This is a genomic window from Rhizobium mesosinicum, from assembly GCF_019511345.1.
GTDB lineage: Bacteria > Pseudomonadota > Alphaproteobacteria > Rhizobiales > Rhizobiaceae > Rhizobium > Rhizobium mesosinicum.
The window spans coordinates 1-16,600 of record NZ_JAEUAK010000019.1; the positions used below are offsets into that span (position 1 = coordinate 1).

Sequence of the window (16,600 nt, forward strand, 5' to 3'; positions counted from 1 at the left end):
GGCGACAAATCGCAGACGTTCCTCCATCACCGAAGTCTCTTTCCACGGCATCAACACCTCCCGCCAAAAGCGAAAAGTGTTACCCATCTCTCCGGTACAAAACGTCACCTATCTCTCAAGTCGGGCACCGAAAGCGAAATATTAGATACGCCTTAGCCGTGGTCTTGTTTTCGCGTATGCAAACGCCATAATTTCTACCATAGGCGCAGTGCAAATTGGGGACTTTCATGAAATACGCGTTTGCCGCAATGCTTCTCCTGGTGGCGGGTTGCAGCACTACGACCGCCGATCAGCCGATACCGGGTAGTCTGACCTATGGCGGCAAAGTTATCCACTCGCCCTACAAGCCCGGCACCGTGATCAAACATACTTTCCTTGGCGACTTCGGCCTTCGGCAGTTCGAGCGGTATGTCGTCCAGCCTGATGGCACGCTCAAGCTTGTTTCCCGTATCGAAAGCGAGGATTTCCTCTGGAATTGAGGGGAGGGTCGAATTCGGTCGCTCGTGCCTCAACGTTGACCTCAGTCAAGGCGGAGGATTACGATTGATGTTGAATTCGTTCGTCATTTGAATTCAACCAGCAGAATGGATCTTCCATGTACGATCGCATATTGTTGCCCACCGACGGTTCGGAACTTGCCGGTCGGGGTGTCGATCATGGTCTTGCACTTGCCAAGGCGCTCAGCCTTCCCGTGACCGTTGTCAGCGTCATCGTGCCGCTGACCGGTTTTGCGCTGCAAGGGATCGTGCAGGCTGAGGCGATGGACAGCTATAATGAGGGCCGCCGAAAAGAGATCGAGGATCTGGAAAAGATCATCGGGGAAAAAGCGAAGAGCGCCGGCGTCGTCGCCGACTTCGTCAGCAAGGTGCATCTTTCGCCGGCGGTCGCCATTCTGGAAACGGCAGCAGAGCGGGGCTGTGGCCTGATCGTTATTTCCTCGCACGGTCGCCGCGGGATTTCGCGGCTCATGCTCGGCAGCCAAACGTCCGAGGTCCTTTCCGAGGCGGGTATCCCGGTCCTGGTCGTAAAATAAAAGCTCAGTCTTCCGCCAGTGTCGCGAGGGGCGCCGTGTGTTCGGCGACATGATCTGCCCTCTTGGCGGGCACTGCTCCGCTTTCCTCGCGGCTGTCGTCGGCTTCGTCATAGCTGACTTCCTCCGGCGTCATGTAGAAGGCCAGCACTTCCTCTAGGCGGGAGGCGGTCAGGCTGGTGGCGAAACCCTTCATGGCTTTCCTCGGGAGTGTTTCCAGTTGCGAATTCATAGCCTCCCTCAGGCCGGTCCGGAACAAGGGCCACGAGGTTGTCACCAACTTTCGAAGATCGGTGAGCATTTCCGTTTCCCCCGATGCGAAGAAACGCCCCATCTCTTTGTTTTTTTAGGCAATTCCGCAAAACCGCTGTGCGCTTTTGCTGGAGAATAGCTTTAGTCGCTGATAAGTTCGAGGCAGAATTCGATAAAGGCGGTAACCTTGGCCGGCACGTGATGCCGAGAGGGATGGATTGCATAAAGCGGGAAGGATTCGCCCGGCCAGTCTGGATAGAGCTCAACAAGACGTCCTTCGGCAAGCAGGTCCTTGACGCTGAGGGCAAGCACCTGGGCGATGCCGGCGCCGGCAAGGCAGGCATCGAGCATGGTGCCGGGGTCGCTCATCAGAAGCGGACCACGGGCGTCGAGCCGCACGATCTTCTTGCCTCTGTGCAGTTCCCATTCGAAGGTCCGGCCCGTCAGCGGATCGCGGAATTGGATGCAGGAGTGGTCGGTTATTTCGGTGGGCGTCTTCGGCGTGCCGTGCTCAGCGAGATAGGCTGGTGTTGCGACCGTGAGAACGCGGGTTTCCATCAGCTTGCGGGCGATGCGCGAGGAGCTCGGCTGCTGGCCGAAGCGGACAGCGATATCGTTACCACCGGCGACGAGATCGCTCATCAGGTCGCGCGTTATCAGTTCGAGTTCCAGCGCCGGATAGCGGGCCATGAACCGCTTCAGATGCGGCGCCAGCACCATGCGGGAAAAGATCGGGTCAACATCGACACGCAGGCGGCCGCCCACGGTCAGTGACGCGCCTGATGCAAGCGTGGCGGCTTCCTCGATGCCATCGAGATGTGGAGCGACCTGTTCGTAGAAACGGGCGCCTTCGTCCGTCAGTCGTACCGAGCGGGTAGTGCGGTCGAGGAGGCGCACGCCGATACGGGCCTCCAGCCTAGATATGGCGCGGCTGACGCCGGAGGCTGAAAGGCCCAGCACATCGGCCGCTTTGACGAAGCTGCCGCTTTCGACCACTGCGGCAAGCGTGCTGACACCCGAAAGGAGGCGACCGTCGAATGCCATGATCCACTCCTGATTTGATGTCATGGATGATGTTGAGAAAGTGCAGCTTAGTCAAGAAAACACTCCCTTAGCGCTGCCAGCATTGGCTTAGAAAGCCTGCTCAATGGAACCTCTTGCCGCCGATCTGGTTTCTCCGATACAGATTGGAGGATCAAGCGATGACCCAATATGGTGACGACAAGAACCGAATTGTGGATGAGAAGACAGGCATGCCGCTCGGGCAGGCATCCTATGAAGAGGAGAAAACGCTTGCCGATGAGCGGCGCAGCGTTTCGCTCTGGGGCGTGCTGGCAGCCGGCATCCTGGTCATTCTGATCGCTGCGGCAAGCTTTGCTATCTGGCCGGGGACGACCAACGAACCGGCTTCGACCGCGTCCACGACCCAAGATCCGATCAACGCGCAGCCCTCGGGCCAGGGCACATTCGACAATAATCCGGCAACAGGCTCCATCAAGCCGCCGGAAGCCACCGACCGCGATCCGACACCTGATGGTAGCGGTGGTGGTCCGACCGGCGTGACCACGCCGAGCGGCACGCAGAACGGACGGTAATATTGTGATCCCGCATCACGGCTGGGGAAGGGCCGCGCGGTAACCGTGCGGCCCTTTCATGTAAGGTTACCTGCTCTCAGGCCGCGGGCCATTTCCAGTTACGCACGTCGGGCATGTCCTCACCATATTCGCGGACATAGGCATGATGCTCGACGAGTTTAGCTCTCAGGCTTTCCAGCACTTCAGGCACTTTCTCCTTCAGGCCCGGAACGCGCTCGATCCCCTCGATGGCGAGGTGGAAGCGGTCGAGCTCGTTGAGCACGGTCATGTCGAAGGGTGTGGTGGTCGTGCCTTCCTCAATGAAGCCGCGCACATGGATGTTGCGATGGTTGGTGCGCTTATAGGTCAGCCGGTGAATGAGGTAGGGATAGCCGTGATAAGCGAAAATGACTGGCTTGTCGGTGGTGAAGATCGCATCGAAATTCTCATCCGTCAGGCCGTGCGGATGCTGATCCTTCGATTGCAACGCGAGCAGGTCGACCACGTTTACCGTGCGGATTTTCAGTTCCGGAATATGCTGGTGCAGCAGATCGACGGCGGCGAGCGTTTCCATGGTCGGCACGTCGCCGGCGCAGGCCATGACGAGATCAGGCGCCACCGTATCTTCTTCATGGCTTGCCCAATCCCAAACGCCGATACCGGCCTCACAATGTTTCACCGCCTCGTCCATCGTCAGCCATTGCGGTTCCGGCTGCTTGCCGGCGACGATGACGTTGATGCGGTCATAAGTCCCAAGGCAATGATCGCCGACCCAGAGCAAAGTGTTGGCGTCCGGCGGCAGGTAAATGCGGACGATATCAGCCTTCTTGTTGGCGACGAGATCGACGAAGCCGGGGTCCTGATGCGAGAAGCCGTTATGGTCCTGCCGCCAGACATGCGAGGTCAAGAGGTAGTTGAGGGAGGAGATCGGCTTCCTCCACTCCAGTTCGCGGGTGACCTTCAGCCACTTGGCATGCTGGTTGAACATGGAATCGATAATGTGGATGAAGGCCTCGTAGCAGGAAAACAGGCCATGCCGGCCCGTCAGCAGGTAGCCTTCCAGCCATCCCTGGCAAAGATGCTCGCTCAGAACCTCCATGACGCGGCCGTCACGCGACAGACCGACATCATAAGACTCGATTTTCTCCATCCAGACGCGATCCGTGACTTCGAAGACGCTGCCGAGACGGTTCGATTCCGTTTCGTCGGGGCCGAAAATGCGGAAATTCGCATTGGCATCGTTGAGCTTCAGCGTATCGCGCAGATAGCGACCAAGGATTTCGGTGGATTGGACCATTTCAGCCCCCCGCTTTTCCACCTTTACCTCATAGGAGCGGATATCGGGTGCGATCAATTCTTTGCGCAGAATACCGCCGTTGGCATGCGGATTGGCGCCCATACGGCGCTCACCCGAGGGGGCCAGCGCCCGCAGTTCCGGCTTCAACCGGCCGGCGGCGTCGAAGAGGTCTTCGGGATCGTAGCTGCGCATCCAGTCTTCGAGGATTTTCCGGTGCCCGGCGTTATCGCGGCAATTGGAGACCGGCACTTGATGGGCGCGCCAGAAACCCTCGACCTTCTTTCCGTCCACCTCTTTGGGTCCGGTCCAGCCTTTGGGACTGCGTAACACAACCATCGGCCAGCGCGGGCAGGCTTGTGGCGCTTTGTCGCTGCGGGCCTCTTTCTGAATGGCGCGAATACGGTCGAAGACTTTCTCGAAGGTTGCGGCCATCTGCTGATGCATCTTTGCCGGCTCGTGACCCTCGACGAAGAAGGGTTCATAGCCATAACCTTCGAACAAATGCGTGAGATCCTCGTCGGTTGCCCGGCCGAGGATGGTTGGATTGGCGATCTTGTAGCCGTTCAGATGCAGGATCGGCAGTACGGCGCCGTCGCGGGCGGGATTCAGGAACTTGTTGGAATGCCAGCTTGCCGCAAGCGGGCCGGTTTCCGCCTCGCCGTCGCCGATAACGCAGGCGACGATCAGATCGGGATTGTCAAAAGCCGCGCCATAGGCATGGACGAGCGCATAGCCGAGTTCACCGCCCTCGTGGATGGAGCCTGGCGTCTCCGGCGCTGCATGGCTCGGAATGCCGCCGGGGAAGGAGAACTGGCGGAAGAGCTTGCGCATGCCGTCCTCGGTCTCGGCGATATCGGGATAGATCTCGCTGTAAATGCCTTCGAGATAGGTATTGGCGACCATGCCTGGCCCGCCATGGCCGGGACCGCACATATAGATGACGTCGAGATCGCGGGCGCGGATGACGCGGTTCAGATGCGCGTAGATGAAGTTGAGGCCGGGCGTCGTGCCCCAGTGCCCGAGCAGGCGGGGCTTGATATGTTCTGATTTCAGGGGCCGACGCAGGAGAGGGTTGGACAGGAGATAGATTTGCCCGACCGAGAGATAATTGGCTGCCCGCCAGTAGCGGTCGATAAGCGTGAGTTCGGCGTCTGACAGAACTGCTGGAGTCGAGACATGCTTTTCCATGGATTTCTCCGTTTAAACTTGTTCAACGTCAATTCTAGCCGATGGCGCCGGCATGCTCTTGATCTGGATCATCAGGAGCGAAGAATGGAGAGTGCCTCCTGCGCGATGACCTGTTCCTCGTCGGTGGCAATGACATGCGCCGTGATGCGGCTTGCGGGTGTCGTGATCGTGAAGCCGTTGGCGGCATTCGCCTTTTCGTCGACCGTAAGGCCGAGCCAGGCCAGCTGCCGGATGACGGAAGCGCGGATCTGCGGCTGATGCTCGCCAATGCCAGCTGTAAATACGATGGCGTCGAGCCCGCCCAGCGTCACCGACATGCGGCCGATCTCGCCTGCGATGCGCAATGTGAAGAGGTCGAGCGCCTCTTGGGCTTCTGCGCGGCTATCCTCGAGAAGATCGCGGGTATCGGCATTGATGCCGGAGACGCCAAGCAGACCGGAGCGATGGTAGAGCAAATCTTCCACCTGATCGGCGGACTGCTTCTTTTGCTGCAACAGATGGAGGATCACGCCGGGATCCAGCCAGCCCGGTCGGGTTGCCATGGGAATGCCGTCGAGCGTCGAAAAGCCCATGCTGCAATCGCGGCTGACACCCTTTTCCAGGGCGCAGAGGCTCGCGCCGCTACCGAGATGCGCGGCGACGATTTTCGGCTTGTTCGATAGCTTGCGGCTCACTTCGCCGGCAATGAATTTGTAGGAAAGGCCGTGAAAGCCGTAGCGCTTGATGCCCTCGTCATGAAGTACGCGGGGGATGGCGAAACGGCGGACGAGATCGGTCTGCGTGGCGTGAAAGGCGGTATCGAAGGAAGCCGTCTGGGCAAGGTGTGGCCGCAGGTGCTTCAGGGCGCGGATGAAGCGGAGCGCTTGCGGCTGGTGAAGGGGTGCGAGCGGCGTGAGTGCGTTGATCGCCTCGATCGCGGCCATATCGAGGGCCATTGCTTCGATGAAGTCATCGCCGCCATGAACCACGCGGTGACCTGCCGCACGAACGGCATCGATATCGAAATGCTCAGAGAGCAGCTTGAACGTTTCGTCGATGACGGCGTGCAGATCGTCGGTCAGCTTGGCCTTCAGCGGCGTTTCAAATGTCTGTGGGCCTTCGGTAAGACTGAAGGCAAGCGGTTCAGACCGAAAATCGATCACGCCCTTGCCGATGCGGCGCACATTTGCATCTTCGATTGCGAAAATGCCGATCTTCACCGTCGACGAACCGGCATTGAAGGTCAGGAGAAGGTCGGTCGACGGCATTTGCTTGATGCTCCCGCAAGCGTGACGATAAACGAACTTAGCGCCATGGCGCCGCGTGGAAAGCCTCTTCTCTCCCTGCGAGCAATTTTCGGTTGTCGATTTCGGTCCCCGAAGATGCCGGCTCGGGATGACGCGTGGAATGGTTGCGTCATGAGAGTTTCACGCTGCGGATTTATTAACAAATGGCAAATTTGCAAATGGAACAAGGAACTATTCCATGGCCGACATTGCCCCAAGCCATAGTGACGTTTCCCATCCGCTGCACCATTCGAATTCCGTAGGCAAGTGGTTCCTGCCGGTGTTCGGTCTCATTCTGGTCTGCGGTCTCGGATATGTCGCCTATGCCCTGTCCCGTGATCTGACTGCCGCCGTTGCCGTTCCGTGGGTACTTCTCGGTCTCGCGCTGCTGATCGCGCTCGGCTTCGAGTTCGTCAACGGTTTCCATGATACGGCCAATGCCGTGGCGACCGTTATCTACACGCGCTCCATGCCGGCGGAATTTGCCGTCATCTGGTCGGGCTTCTTCAACTTCCTCGGCGTTCTGACATCCACCGGTGCAGTGGCCTTCGGCATCCTGGCGCTGCTGCCAGTCGAGCTGATCCTGCAGGTCGGTTCCGGTTCGGGCCTTGCCATGGTCTTTGCGCTGTTGATCGCAGCGATCATTTGGAATCTCGGCACGTGGTATCTCGGCCTGCCGTCATCGAGCTCGCACACGCTGGTCGGCTCGATCATCGGCGTTGGCCTCGCCAACCAATTCCTGGCGCCGGCAGGCTCTGCCACCAGCGGCGTGGACTGGTCTCAGGCAACCAATATCGGCTTGTCGCTCTTGATTTCACCAATCATCGGTTTCGGCCTTTCCGCCGTCCTGCTCGTCGTTATGAAGTTCCTGGTGCGCAAACCCGAACTCTATCAGGAGCCGAAGGGCAACCAGCCGCCGCCGTTGTGGATCCGCGCCATCCTGATCTTCACCTGCACGGGCGTGAGCTTCGCCCACGGTTCGAATGACGGCCAGAAGGGCATGGGTCTCATCATGCTCATCCTCATCGGTCTGGTGCCGACCGCCTTCGCGCTCAACCGCACGCCTGATGTCAACTATCTCGAAGCCTACAAATCGGCGTCGGCGCAGGTAGAAACGGCGCTTGGCAAATATGTAAAGCCGGGCGTGACTGTCACCGACTACAAGGCCGAAGTCGGCAATGCCGTCAAGAACAAGGTCTGGACGGATGCGACCACCCCGGCGCTGCAGCAGTATATCCATCAGACGAGCGCCGAAGTCGCTGCTTTCCCGACACTGGAAGCCGTTCCGACCAATCTCGTCGGCAACGTCCGCAACGACATCTACCTGATCGGCGAGGCGCTCAAGCTCGTCGACAAGAAGAAGCTGCTGCCGATGGACGCCAGTGATCTCAAGGCCGTCACCGGCTATCATGCGGCGGTAGACAACGCGACGAAGTTCATTCCGTTGTGGGTGAAGGTCGCCGTCGCGCTGGCATTGGGCCTCGGCACGATGGTCGGCTGGAAGCGCATCGTTGTGACGGTTGGTGAGAAGATCGGCAAAACCCATCTGACCTACGGCCAGGGTGCCGCCGCGGAAGTCGTCGCCATGGCGACGATCGCCTCGGCCGACCATCTCGGCCTGCCGGTTTCGACCACGCACGTGCTGTCATCAGGTGTGGCCGGCACGATGGCTGCGAACGGCTCAGGCCTGCAATGGTCCACCGTGCGCAATATGCTCATGGCCTGGGTTCTGACGCTTCCTGCCTCGATCGCAATCGCCTTCTTGCTGTTCGTGGTTCTTCGCCAGATCTTCTAAGGTTGGTCAGGCCGTAAAGGCGAGACTGGTATTCTGATTTTCGATAAAGATGCCCGCCTCTGCGGCGGGCATCGCTTTGCCGAAGAGATGGCCCTGGCCGATGTCGCAGCCAAGCGGCAGTAGATAGGCGAGCTGGGCGTGCTCCTCGACGCCTTCAGCAGTCGTCTTGATGTTGAGGCTTCTTCCGAGAGCAAGCATGGCGCGGACGATCTTTTCCTGCTTCTCGTCCTCCCGGCAGGTGGCGATGAAACTCTTGTCGATCTTGATTTTGTCGAAGCGGTAACGGGCGAGCTGAGCAAGGCTCGAATAGCCCGTACCGAAATCATCGAGAGCGATCTGTACGCCGGCTTTATGCAATTCATCGAGAATATGGGCTGCGATCGCGGGATCCTGGATCAGCGCGTTTTCGGTAATTTCAACTTCCAGCCGCCCGGCGGGCAGGCCGCTTGCCGCGAGCACTTTGAAGATGCGCGAGGGAAGGAGTTTATCCTCCATCTGCACAGGTGACACGTTGAAGGAAAGCCTTACATCATCTGGCCAGGCGAGGGCATCGCTGCAGGCCTGGGCGAGGAGGTTTTCGAAAAGTTCGGTTATCATGCCGGTTTCTTCGGCAATGCCGATGAAGACCGGAGGCGGAATCTTCATACCGTCTTCGTCAGTCCATCGGGCCAGCGCCTCAAAGCCGCAGAGCCTACCACTCCTAAGGTCGATCAGCGGCTGATAGTGGGTCTTGATCGCCTTGTTCTGAATGGCGCCCCGCAGCTTGCTCTCGAGTGATGCGCGTTCCGTCACCTTGTCTTGCATGGACGGTCGGAAGATCAGGTGATGGTTGGGACCGCGTGATTTCGCCTCGTACATGGCAAGGTCGGCGCGGTGAGCTGCATCCTCGAGTGGCTCTGCGCCTTCGTTCCAGCGGTCGTAACCCACGCTGGCGCCGACTTCGACGGCAAAGCCATCGATCAGGATGGGTCGGGTGACTGCCTGGATGAGCACTTTGGCGAACCATTCCTCCCGCGCTTCGGTCATGCCGAGGGCGATGACGATGAATTCATCCCCGCCGAAACGATAAACGCAATCGGCATTTCCCAGTGCGCAGATGCGCTTGGCTACTTCCACCAGCAGCACATCGCCACCCTTGTGGCCGACAAGGTCGTTGACTTTCTTGAATCCGTCGAGATCGACGGAGAAGATCGTAACGTTGCTCTTGGCCCCTTCGGGGACGTCGCCGTCCTTATAGGCGGGCTTGGGCAGGATCTTGCGTTCAAAGGCGTAGCGGTTCGGAAGCTTGGTCAGATGATCGTGAGTAGCGGTCCAGTCGGCGCGCGCCTGGGCGGCACCGCGAAGTTGCGTCTCTTTGCGAAGGTCGCCAATCCGCAACACGGAATAGATGAAACTCATCCCGCCGGCAATGCCGAGGGCAAGCACGAACTCGTCGGCGCCGTAGTTCTCCAAGCCGCTCATGAAGGAAACGAGCCAGCTATCGACATCCAGCAGGGTACCTGAAATCCACAGCGTTGCTCCAAGCGCCATGAGACACAGGCATTGCTTTCCAGCCCTGCTCCTGAAGAATTCCGCCATGAGCTTCTCTACCTCCATCCGGGGCGGAAATATCATGAAAGTCTGAAATGTTTATTGAAACCTGAAGGCGAATTGTCGGAGATCGTGCCATCCATTCGGTAGCACTTTCATCATAAACGGCAGACCGTGCGCGCTGCGCTGCTTCTTAGCGCGATATACGGAAAGCCGAATTTTTGCAGGCAATTTGAAACCTTTGGCCGCCTGTTGCTTTAAGCTTTCGCAACGGATGCAGCGAGATGTCTCTCTTCTATTTCAAGACCGTAGACAATGACGGCATGGTTCCGGATGACCTGCCGTTCGAATTTCCCGATCTTTTCGCCGCCGTGGAAGAGGCAAAGCATGTGCTGGCCGAAATGGCGCTCGATGGCCTGCCGCAATGGCCGGGCGGATCGCTGGGCATAGAAGTGCAGAACGGTGATCGCACTCCCATCGTGCGGCTGCGGCTGGAGCTGAAAGTAGACTACGTCCGGCCGTCTTGAGCGGAACCAATGTCGCGTCCAAACCGTTTTTCAGAACTATTCAAGAGAGAGGACAATCTCATGCACGTTGTCGGCACCCAGGTCATCCCCGCCTATGGCAGCAAAGGTGGTTTCACGGTCGAGTTCGTGGGCGACGGCGGCGAAGTCGTCTCCGTGCAGATCAAGAGCGATCGCGGCCAGCAACTGAACCGGCTGAATGCGGTCGAAAAGGCGAGGGAAGTGATGAGCCGTTTTGCTGCGGCGGAGATCTGCGAAGACGGCGCTCGCCTCAGCGTGCTCCAGACCGCCCGTGCGGCGGGTGATCAGGGAACGATGGAAGAGCAGCTCGATGAAGGGCTGGAAGGCACATTTCCCGCCAGCGATCCAGTCTCGGTCACCAGCACCGCAATCCCCAAGGGCAGCAAGCACTGATCTGCCATTCATGGCCGCACCGTAGAAGGCGCCCTGCGATCATCAGCTTGATCGCAGGGCGCTTTTCGGTCACAGGTAGTTTAGACCCGCAGCTCAAAGATCGCTCTCATGCCCTCCTCGAATGCCTCCTTCGTGCGCTCCGCGCTTATCATGCTGGCGCTCGGCGTGTTGATCCTGACGTTGATTGTCGGGACCTCGCTCTGGCTTGTTCGGGAAAACAGTGTCTATTCCGATGAGGTGGCGCAGATACGTCAGGTGCGCAGCGCTGCCGCCGATCTGCTCTCGACCCTTCAGGACGCCGAGACCGGCCAGCGCGGCTTCCTGCTGACGCTGGACCGGAAATATCTCGATCCCTACCATATAGCGATTGCAGGCTTCTCGGAGCGGCGGCAGCGGTTGCGGAATGCCACGAATGATGTTTCGCTCTACAGCGGAAGCATGGTGCCTCTGGATAGTGCGATCGACGCCAAACTCAAGGAGCTATCGTCGACCGTTACGCTCGCGTCGCAGGGGCAGATGGCGGATGCACTTGCCATCGTCCGCAGCGATGCCGGCAATGCAGCAATGGCGGTGGCACGCTCGACGCTCACCGGTCTTATCGCTTCGACAGACGATCGCCTGCGGGTTATCGTTACCGAACAATTGAATGCGGCCGCTAATCTGCAATGGGTCACGGTGGGCGGCGCGATTGCCATTGTCATCGTCGTCGGTGGCGCCATCCTCATCATCATCCAGCACGTGCGGGAACTTTCGCGGGCGCAGAGGGAACTCGAAGTGCTCAATGTCGGGCTGGAAGAGCGCGTGAGCGAGCGCACCGAAGATCTTATGCGGGCGAACCAGGAAATCCAGCGTTTTGCCTATATCGTCACGCACGATCTCCGCGCGCCGCTCGTCAACATCATGGGCTTTCTAAGCGAGTTGGAAACCAGCCTAAAGGCGGTAACCGCCTATGTTCTTGCGGATGACAGGGCGCCGAGCGAGGAGGAAATCAGGGAGGCGCGGCTTGCGGTGGAAGAAGACCTGCCGGAGGCGGTGAATTTCATCCGCTCCTCCACGCGCAAGATGGACTCGCTCATCAATGCTATCCTGAAGATTTCGCGGGACGGGCGGCGCAAGCTTGCTCCGGAGCGGATCGATCTCAAAGCGTCGCTCGAAACGGCGGCCGCGAGTGTCCGGCATCAGATCGCCGCTTCCGATGGAACGGTGGAAATCGATGTGCGCGTGCCTTCGCTTGTGACTGACCGTTTCTCGCTCGACCAGATTTTCGGCAATGTCTTCGACAACGCGGTAAAATATCGTTCGCCGGCCCGGCCGCTCGATTTGCGGGTGAGGGCAGTGCCGGCAGGCAAAGGGCGCGTCCAGATCGATATCAAAGACAATGGCCGCGGTATTGGAAAAGCGGATTTGGAGCGGGTATTCGAGCTTTTCCGACGTGCCGGCGAGCAGGACCAGGCAGGTGAGGGCATCGGGCTTGCCTATGTGCGCTCGTTAATACGAAATTTGGGGGGCGATGTTACGGTCGATTCGGCCGAAGGCGTCGGAAGTACATTCACACTAGTACTGCCGGCAGACCTAAGCACGATTATAAAGGCAGAAACATGAAAGCTACCGGCAAGGAAGTCACCATCGTCATGATCGAGGACGATGAGGGGCATGCCCGTCTCATCGAGAAGAACGTGCGTCGCGCAGGCGTCAACAACGAGATCGTGCCGTTTACCAACGGGACCAGCGCTCTCGATTTCATTCTCGGAACGGATCGCAGCGGCGAAGTGAGCCGCGACCGCTATCTTCTCGTTCTGCTAGACCTGAACCTGCCGGATATGTCGGGCATCGATATTCTCGATAAGATCAAGGGTAACGAGCATACTAAGCGTCTGCCGGTGGTGATCCTGACGACGACCGACGACGAGCGTGAAATTCAGCGCTGCTATGACCTCGGCGCCAATGTCTACATTACCAAGCCCGTCGATTACGAGAATTTTGCCCATGCGATCCGCCAACTCGGCCTGTTCTTCGCGGTGATCCAGATCCCGCAATAAACCGGCAAAGAGAAAGGCGAGCGGCCGTAGCGCGCCCGCCTTTAACTCTGAGAGTTCAGGCGACGTTGATCAGCAGTGGAAGGCTGATCATGATGCCGACGAGAACGGCGACAACAGTTGCGACACGCACGGCGCGAATACGCCGCGTGCGCTCCCCACTCCAGTCATAGGTCATTTTTCGTCTCCGCAGGGAAGGACGTAGAGCCCCGGGGTACCGGGTTCAATGTGTATGGCCGCGTTTGCTTGTGTAAGGCTGGACTAATTTAGGGGCGTGTTCAGAAACGCAGCGACCAGCGGCGGTTGTCATGCGTCATACGCACCATACCGAGCGGCTGAACATCTATTGTCCAGAAGGAAGCAGGCGGTGCTTTCAGGACATCCAGGATCGCGGCGCGGATGACGGCTGCGTGGGTAACTGCCACGACATGGCCGCCGAGCGGCATTTCCTCATTCATCCAGCCGGTGATGCGTTTGCAAAGCTGTTGCAGGCTCTCACCCTCATGCGGGGCAGCTTCGGGATCGGATATCCAGAGAGCAAAATTATCAGGCTCTTCGGAATGAAGGCTCATAAGCGGCTTGCCGCTCCAGCGACCATAGTCGCAGTCCCTGAGCGCGGGGGCAAGGACCGCGTCGAAGCCCAGCATTTCGGCGGTCTGCCGGCTGCGCAGCGCCGGGCTTACGAAAACCCTGTCCGCCTGTCCCGGTGACGGCAGCGTGGCTTTGCTCATCGCTTGTTCCTCCAGCGGTTCATCCATGGGAAAGGAAGCCGTGCGATTTGCCGCCGTGGCGCCGTGATTTATCCATGTGAGGCGAGTGGTCACGTTATGCGCCCTCCGGAGATAGGGCGGGATGACCGCCACGCGTATGAAGTTTCGTTGACAGTATCTTTGACGTGCAGATATAACCGTGACGTTGCGGGTTTGGAAGCCGGTGAAAGTCCGGCGCGGTCGCGCCACTGTGACCAGCGTGTCGAAGTTCTTCGCGTTGGAAGTCAGACCCTACTGCACACGAGATCTTCGACTGAACGCGTCATTCCAGGAGGAATACATGTCTGACACCACTTTTGCGCCGGTCACGTCGCCCGCCCCAATTCCTGTAAGCCAGATTCTGCCATGGGCGATCTTCGGCGGCCTGCTGATGCTGATTGCCATCTATTTCGTCGGAACCGAAGAAGGCGCGATGGCGCTCTTCAACGGCATGTATGTGCACGAATTCGTGCATGACGCCCGCCACCTCCTCGGCTTTCCCTGCCACTAAGCGTCGCGATCTTCCAGATCCGCTTGATACGGTTTAGTGGTAGTTTTTGCATGTCGTCATCGCAAAACCGCTGAACGCTTTGTGCGACATGCTTTAGGGGAGTGTCTCACATGGTTGGAAATCTTCTGCTTCGCGGCATGATCGCGGGCGTGATTGCTGGCATCCTGGTTTTCGCCTTTGCGCGCTTCTTCGGCGAGCCGCTCGTCGATGCTGCCATCGCCTTCGAAGAGGCGGCGGCGCAGGCTGCCGGCGAGGTTGCCGAGCCTGAAATCGTCAGCCGCGCCACCCAGGCGGGGCTTGGGCTCTTGATCGGCGTCATGGCGTACAGCGTTGCCATTGGTGGGCTGTTTGCGCTTGTCTTCGCCTTCGTCCATGGCCGCTTCAGCAGCCTTTCGGCACGCGGCACCTCGGCCGTTATAGCAGTCGCCGCTTTCGTCACCATCGTCATCGTTCCGGCTATCAAATATCCGGCCAATCCGCCGGCTGTCGGCAACTCGGATACGATCGGGGTGCGCACCGAGCTGTTCTTCCTGATGATTGTCGTTTCGATTGCTTCGCTGATCGCGGCCGTTGCAATTGCCCGCAGCCTGACAGCGCGCTACGGCTTGTGGAATGCGGCGATCCTTGCGGGTGTTCTCTTCGTCGTCTTCATCGGTCTGGTGGAATATCTGCTGCCTCCGATCAACGAAGTGCCGGAGAACTTCTCGGCGATGGTGCTATGGCGTTTCCGCACGACCACACTCGGCATGCATATGATCCTCTGGCTGGTGCTCGGTCTCGCTTTCGGCGCGCTGGCGGAGAAGCGCCTCGCGGCGAAGGGCGTGTTGCGCCCAGCCCATCGATAAGGAGCGGCAGAGGGGGTTGACGCTCCCTCTTTGCTCGCAACGCGCGTCGGCTCTTCGGCTGCTGCGCCGGGACTTGGACGTATTGTGAAAAACGGATTCAATCTCCTTTGTTTCGGCCTTGCCCTGCTGATCGCGGGGAGTGCGTCCGCGCATGGAGGCGGTAGGGACGAGGGCAGCCGCGCTGGCCTGCCGGTGCCCGAAATATCTCACGGGGAAATGGCTGTGATTGCCGACTATCGCGGCCGTATCATGGATCTCGCCGCAAGTGCGGTCGATACGAACGAGCCTTTCCGGCGTGTCCTGAACTATGCCGAGATACAGTATTCCTACTGCCTCTGGGGTCGGATGCCTGGCAGCGTGACCGATGAGGAAAGTCCGTTCAACGAATGTGCCCATGCCTACCTGGCGGCGACCAAGGCGGTGCTGCTTGCTATGCGCGACATGCCGCAGGAAGCCGTAGCCGCCGGTGAAATCGCATCGGCTGTCGATGTCGATATGGTCCGGCGCGGGCTCTCGCTGGTGACCTGCCGCTTCAGTGACGAAGGTTTCGACACGGCCGATGTCGTGCGCCCGCGCTGGAGCGAAATTCCCCTGCATCCGGCGAGCATGGCCTCGCTCACCGGATTTGCGGCGATCCTCGCTGCGGGGTTCTTTGTCCTCAGGCGGCTTCTTCGGATTCAGTCTTCCGAATAGCGCTGCTCGCGCCACGGATCACCATACATATGGTAGCCGTTCTTTTCCCAGAAGCCGGCCTTGTCGGCCGGCAGCAGATCGATGCGGCGCAACCATTTGGCGCTTTTCCAGAAATAGAGATGCGGCACGACGAGGCGCATCGGGCCACCATGATCGCGGGTGAGCGGCAGGCCTTCCCATGAGGTGGCAAGGATCGCATCCTCAGCAGCGAAATCCGAAAGCGGCAGATTGGTCGTATAACCGTCGTAGCTCGTCAGCATGACGTAAACCGCTTCCGCCTTCGGCATTGCGAGATCGAGCAGGTCCCGCGTCGAAACACCCTTCCACTTGTTGTCGTAGCGTGACCATGTCGTCACACAATGAATGTCGCTGACCGTTGCACTCTGCTCCAGCGCCTGGAAGGCGGCCCAGTTGAGATCGAGCGGCGTCTCGACCAGGCCGCGAACTTCCAGCCGCCAGCTATCGATGGAAATGATCGGCTGCTGGCCGAGGTCGAGCACCGGCCAGTTCTTGACCAGATGCTGGCCCGGCGGCAGGCGCTCGGTTTCCGGGCGGCTGATCTGGCCGGTCAGGAACTTTCCTTCCGCGGCCCAGCGGCGTTTGGACGTCGTGAGCTTGCTGTCTTCGGGGATCTGGTCGTCGCTCATAGCGGTCTCCTTGCGGTGCCGCAATCAGACATCCGCCCCTGGAAAGTGTCAAGTTTCGGCGCCTCTTGGAAATCTGGACTGTGCTGATTACACTCGGTCCGTCGGGTTATGCCTCCACGGGGAGCGGAGGCGGAAAGGGAGGAGCGAGACTCTGTCTTCGCGCTATCGTGTCATTGCGGCGCTTTGCGCTGCACCTTTATTGGTTTTCGCTTTCTTCTATTATGGGAGCGCGGTCGCCACGCGCGCTTAT

At 59.2% G+C, this 16,600-nt stretch carries 18 protein-coding genes; 11 read left to right on the top strand and 7 right to left on the bottom strand.

Annotated features, from left to right (window positions below):
• Nucleotides 1-227 precede the first annotated feature (227 nt).
• Both JNB85_RS29600 and JNB85_RS29605 read left to right on the top strand, forming a co-directional pair.
• Nucleotides 228-479: a hypothetical protein gene (locus JNB85_RS29600; protein ID WP_220337972.1), complete on the top strand. Its 252-nt coding sequence runs from the start codon at nucleotides 228-230 to the stop codon at nucleotides 477-479.
• A 116-nt stretch (nucleotides 480-595) separates the two neighbouring features.
• Nucleotides 596-1,033 carry a universal stress protein gene (locus JNB85_RS29605; protein WP_220337973.1) on the top strand — a complete coding sequence of 146 codons (438 nt, stop codon included), beginning with the start codon at nucleotides 596-598 and terminating at the stop codon, nucleotides 1,031-1,033.
• Between the two features lie 4 nt (nucleotides 1,034-1,037).
• Here the strand turns inward: JNB85_RS29605 and JNB85_RS29610 are convergent, their stop codons facing one another.
• Both JNB85_RS29610 and JNB85_RS29615 read right to left on the bottom strand, forming a co-directional pair.
• Entirely contained in the window at nucleotides 1,038-1,226 is a 189-nt protein-coding gene (locus JNB85_RS29610) for a hypothetical protein (protein WP_220337974.1), read from the bottom strand.
• A gap of 197 nt (nucleotides 1,227-1,423) precedes the next feature.
• Nucleotides 1,424-2,326, bottom strand: coding sequence for a LysR family transcriptional regulator (locus JNB85_RS29615; RefSeq protein ID WP_220337975.1), 903 nt, complete (start codon nucleotides 2,324-2,326; stop codon nucleotides 1,424-1,426).
• 158 nt (nucleotides 2,327-2,484) lie between these two features.
• Here JNB85_RS29615 and JNB85_RS29620 point away from each other — a divergent pair, with 158 nt between their 5' ends.
• Entirely contained in the window at nucleotides 2,485-2,877 is a 393-nt protein-coding gene (locus JNB85_RS29620) for a hypothetical protein (RefSeq protein ID WP_223216648.1), read from the top strand.
• A gap of 76 nt (nucleotides 2,878-2,953) precedes the next feature.
• Here the strand turns inward: JNB85_RS29620 and JNB85_RS29625 are convergent, their stop codons facing one another.
• Both JNB85_RS29625 and JNB85_RS29630 read right to left on the bottom strand, forming a co-directional pair.
• A complete protein-coding gene (locus tag JNB85_RS29625) occupies nucleotides 2,954-5,341 on the bottom strand; it encodes a phosphoketolase family protein (RefSeq protein WP_220337976.1) in 2,388 nt (795 codons plus the stop codon).
• A gap of 71 nt (nucleotides 5,342-5,412) precedes the next feature.
• A complete protein-coding gene (locus JNB85_RS29630; protein WP_220337977.1) occupies nucleotides 5,413-6,588 on the bottom strand; it encodes an acetate/propionate family kinase in 1,176 nt (391 codons plus the stop codon).
• 217 nt (nucleotides 6,589-6,805) lie between these two features.
• On the opposite strand from JNB85_RS29630, the gene JNB85_RS29635 reads away from it, so the two are divergent.
• The gene (locus JNB85_RS29635; protein WP_220337978.1) at nucleotides 6,806-8,401 is read left to right on the top strand and encodes an inorganic phosphate transporter; all 1,596 of its coding nucleotides are present in this window, start codon (nucleotides 6,806-6,808) and stop codon (nucleotides 8,399-8,401) included.
• Nucleotides 8,402-8,407: 6 nt separating this feature from the next.
• Here the strand turns inward: JNB85_RS29635 and JNB85_RS29640 are convergent, their stop codons facing one another.
• The gene (locus JNB85_RS29640) at nucleotides 8,408-9,979 is read right to left on the bottom strand and encodes a putative bifunctional diguanylate cyclase/phosphodiesterase (RefSeq protein ID WP_220337979.1); all 1,572 of its coding nucleotides are present in this window, start codon (nucleotides 9,977-9,979) and stop codon (nucleotides 8,408-8,410) included.
• Between the two features lie 236 nt (nucleotides 9,980-10,215).
• Here JNB85_RS29640 and JNB85_RS29645 point away from each other — a divergent pair, with 236 nt between their 5' ends.
• From JNB85_RS29645 to JNB85_RS29660, 4 genes are all read left to right on the top strand, one after another.
• Nucleotides 10,216-10,458, top strand: a complete 243-nt coding sequence (locus JNB85_RS29645) for a DUF6894 family protein (RefSeq protein ID WP_220337980.1) — start codon at nucleotides 10,216-10,218, stop codon at nucleotides 10,456-10,458.
• 60 nt (nucleotides 10,459-10,518) lie between these two features.
• The gene (locus JNB85_RS29650) at nucleotides 10,519-10,869 is read left to right on the top strand and encodes a hypothetical protein (RefSeq protein WP_220337981.1); all 351 of its coding nucleotides are present in this window, start codon (nucleotides 10,519-10,521) and stop codon (nucleotides 10,867-10,869) included.
• A 108-nt stretch (nucleotides 10,870-10,977) separates the two neighbouring features.
• On the top strand, nucleotides 10,978-12,471 hold the full coding sequence (locus JNB85_RS29655) for a sensor histidine kinase (protein WP_223216649.1): 1,494 nt from the start codon (nucleotides 10,978-10,980) through the stop codon (nucleotides 12,469-12,471).
• Nucleotides 12,468-12,908 (top strand): response regulator, encoded by a 441-nt coding sequence (locus JNB85_RS29660; protein ID WP_220337982.1) that lies wholly within the window; start codon nucleotides 12,468-12,470, stop codon nucleotides 12,906-12,908. The genes JNB85_RS29655 and JNB85_RS29660 overlap by 4 nt, the downstream gene beginning before the upstream one ends.
• A gap of 275 nt (nucleotides 12,909-13,183) precedes the next feature.
• Here JNB85_RS29660 and JNB85_RS29665 read toward each other — a convergent pair whose 3' ends face one another.
• A complete protein-coding gene (locus tag JNB85_RS29665) occupies nucleotides 13,184-13,729 on the bottom strand; it encodes a histidine phosphatase family protein (protein ID WP_220337983.1) in 546 nt (181 codons plus the stop codon).
• Nucleotides 13,730-13,955: 226 nt separating this feature from the next.
• On the opposite strand from JNB85_RS29665, the gene JNB85_RS29670 reads away from it, so the two are divergent.
• The 3 genes from JNB85_RS29670 to JNB85_RS29680 all read left to right on the top strand — a co-directional run bounded on the left by JNB85_RS29670 (nucleotide 13,956) and on the right by JNB85_RS29680 (nucleotide 15,703).
• Entirely contained in the window at nucleotides 13,956-14,165 is a 210-nt protein-coding gene (locus JNB85_RS29670; protein ID WP_220337984.1) for a CbtB domain-containing protein, read from the top strand.
• 110 nt (nucleotides 14,166-14,275) lie between these two features.
• A complete protein-coding gene (locus tag JNB85_RS29675) occupies nucleotides 14,276-15,010 on the top strand; it encodes a CbtA family protein (protein ID WP_220337985.1) in 735 nt (244 codons plus the stop codon).
• Nucleotides 15,011-15,094: 84 nt separating this feature from the next.
• Nucleotides 15,095-15,703 carry a hypothetical protein gene (locus tag JNB85_RS29680; RefSeq protein ID WP_338050384.1) on the top strand — a complete coding sequence of 203 codons (609 nt, stop codon included), beginning with the start codon at nucleotides 15,095-15,097 and terminating at the stop codon, nucleotides 15,701-15,703.
• Here the strand turns inward: JNB85_RS29680 and JNB85_RS29685 are convergent.
• Nucleotides 15,688-16,350 (bottom strand): sulfite oxidase-like oxidoreductase, encoded by a 663-nt coding sequence (locus JNB85_RS29685; protein ID WP_220337986.1) that lies wholly within the window; start codon nucleotides 16,348-16,350, stop codon nucleotides 15,688-15,690. The two genes, JNB85_RS29680 and JNB85_RS29685, sit on opposite strands and share 16 nt — an antisense overlap.
• Between the last annotated feature and the right edge of the window lie 250 nt (nucleotides 16,351-16,600).

Bases quoted from the DNA above. Each gene is read 5' to 3' on its own strand.
- JNB85_RS29600 (WP_220337972.1), top strand. From the start codon at position 228: ATGAAATACGCGTTTGCCGCAATGCTTCTCCTGGTGGCGGGTTGCAGC.
- JNB85_RS29605 (WP_220337973.1), top strand. From the start codon at position 596: ATGTACGATCGCATATTGTTGCCCACCGACGGTTCGGAACTTGCCGGT.
- JNB85_RS29610 (WP_220337974.1), bottom strand. From the start codon at position 1,226: ATGAAGGGTTTCGCCACCAGCCTGACCGCCTCCCGCCTAGAGGAAGTG.
- JNB85_RS29615 (WP_220337975.1), bottom strand. From the start codon at position 2,326: ATGGCATTCGACGGTCGCCTCCTTTCGGGTGTCAGCACGCTTGCCGCA.
- JNB85_RS29620 (WP_223216648.1), top strand. From the start codon at position 2,485: ATGACCCAATATGGTGACGACAAGAACCGAATTGTGGATGAGAAGACA.
- JNB85_RS29625 (WP_220337976.1), bottom strand. From the start codon at position 5,341: ATGGAAAAGCATGTCTCGACTCCAGCAGTTCTGTCAGACGCCGAACTC.
- JNB85_RS29630 (WP_220337977.1), bottom strand. From the start codon at position 6,588: ATGCCGTCGACCGACCTTCTCCTGACCTTCAATGCCGGTTCGTCGACG.
- JNB85_RS29635 (WP_220337978.1), top strand. From the start codon at position 6,806: ATGGCCGACATTGCCCCAAGCCATAGTGACGTTTCCCATCCGCTGCAC.
- JNB85_RS29640 (WP_220337979.1), bottom strand. From the start codon at position 9,979: ATGGCGGAATTCTTCAGGAGCAGGGCTGGAAAGCAATGCCTGTGTCTC.
- JNB85_RS29645 (WP_220337980.1), top strand. From the start codon at position 10,216: ATGTCTCTCTTCTATTTCAAGACCGTAGACAATGACGGCATGGTTCCG.
- JNB85_RS29650 (WP_220337981.1), top strand. From the start codon at position 10,519: ATGCACGTTGTCGGCACCCAGGTCATCCCCGCCTATGGCAGCAAAGGT.
- JNB85_RS29655 (WP_223216649.1), top strand. From the start codon at position 10,978: ATGCCCTCCTCGAATGCCTCCTTCGTGCGCTCCGCGCTTATCATGCTG.
- JNB85_RS29660 (WP_220337982.1), top strand. From the start codon at position 12,468: ATGAAAGCTACCGGCAAGGAAGTCACCATCGTCATGATCGAGGACGAT.
- JNB85_RS29670 (WP_220337984.1), top strand. From the start codon at position 13,956: ATGTCTGACACCACTTTTGCGCCGGTCACGTCGCCCGCCCCAATTCCT.
- JNB85_RS29675 (WP_220337985.1), top strand. From the start codon at position 14,276: ATGGTTGGAAATCTTCTGCTTCGCGGCATGATCGCGGGCGTGATTGCT.
- JNB85_RS29685 (WP_220337986.1), bottom strand. From the start codon at position 16,350: ATGAGCGACGACCAGATCCCCGAAGACAGCAAGCTCACGACGTCCAAA.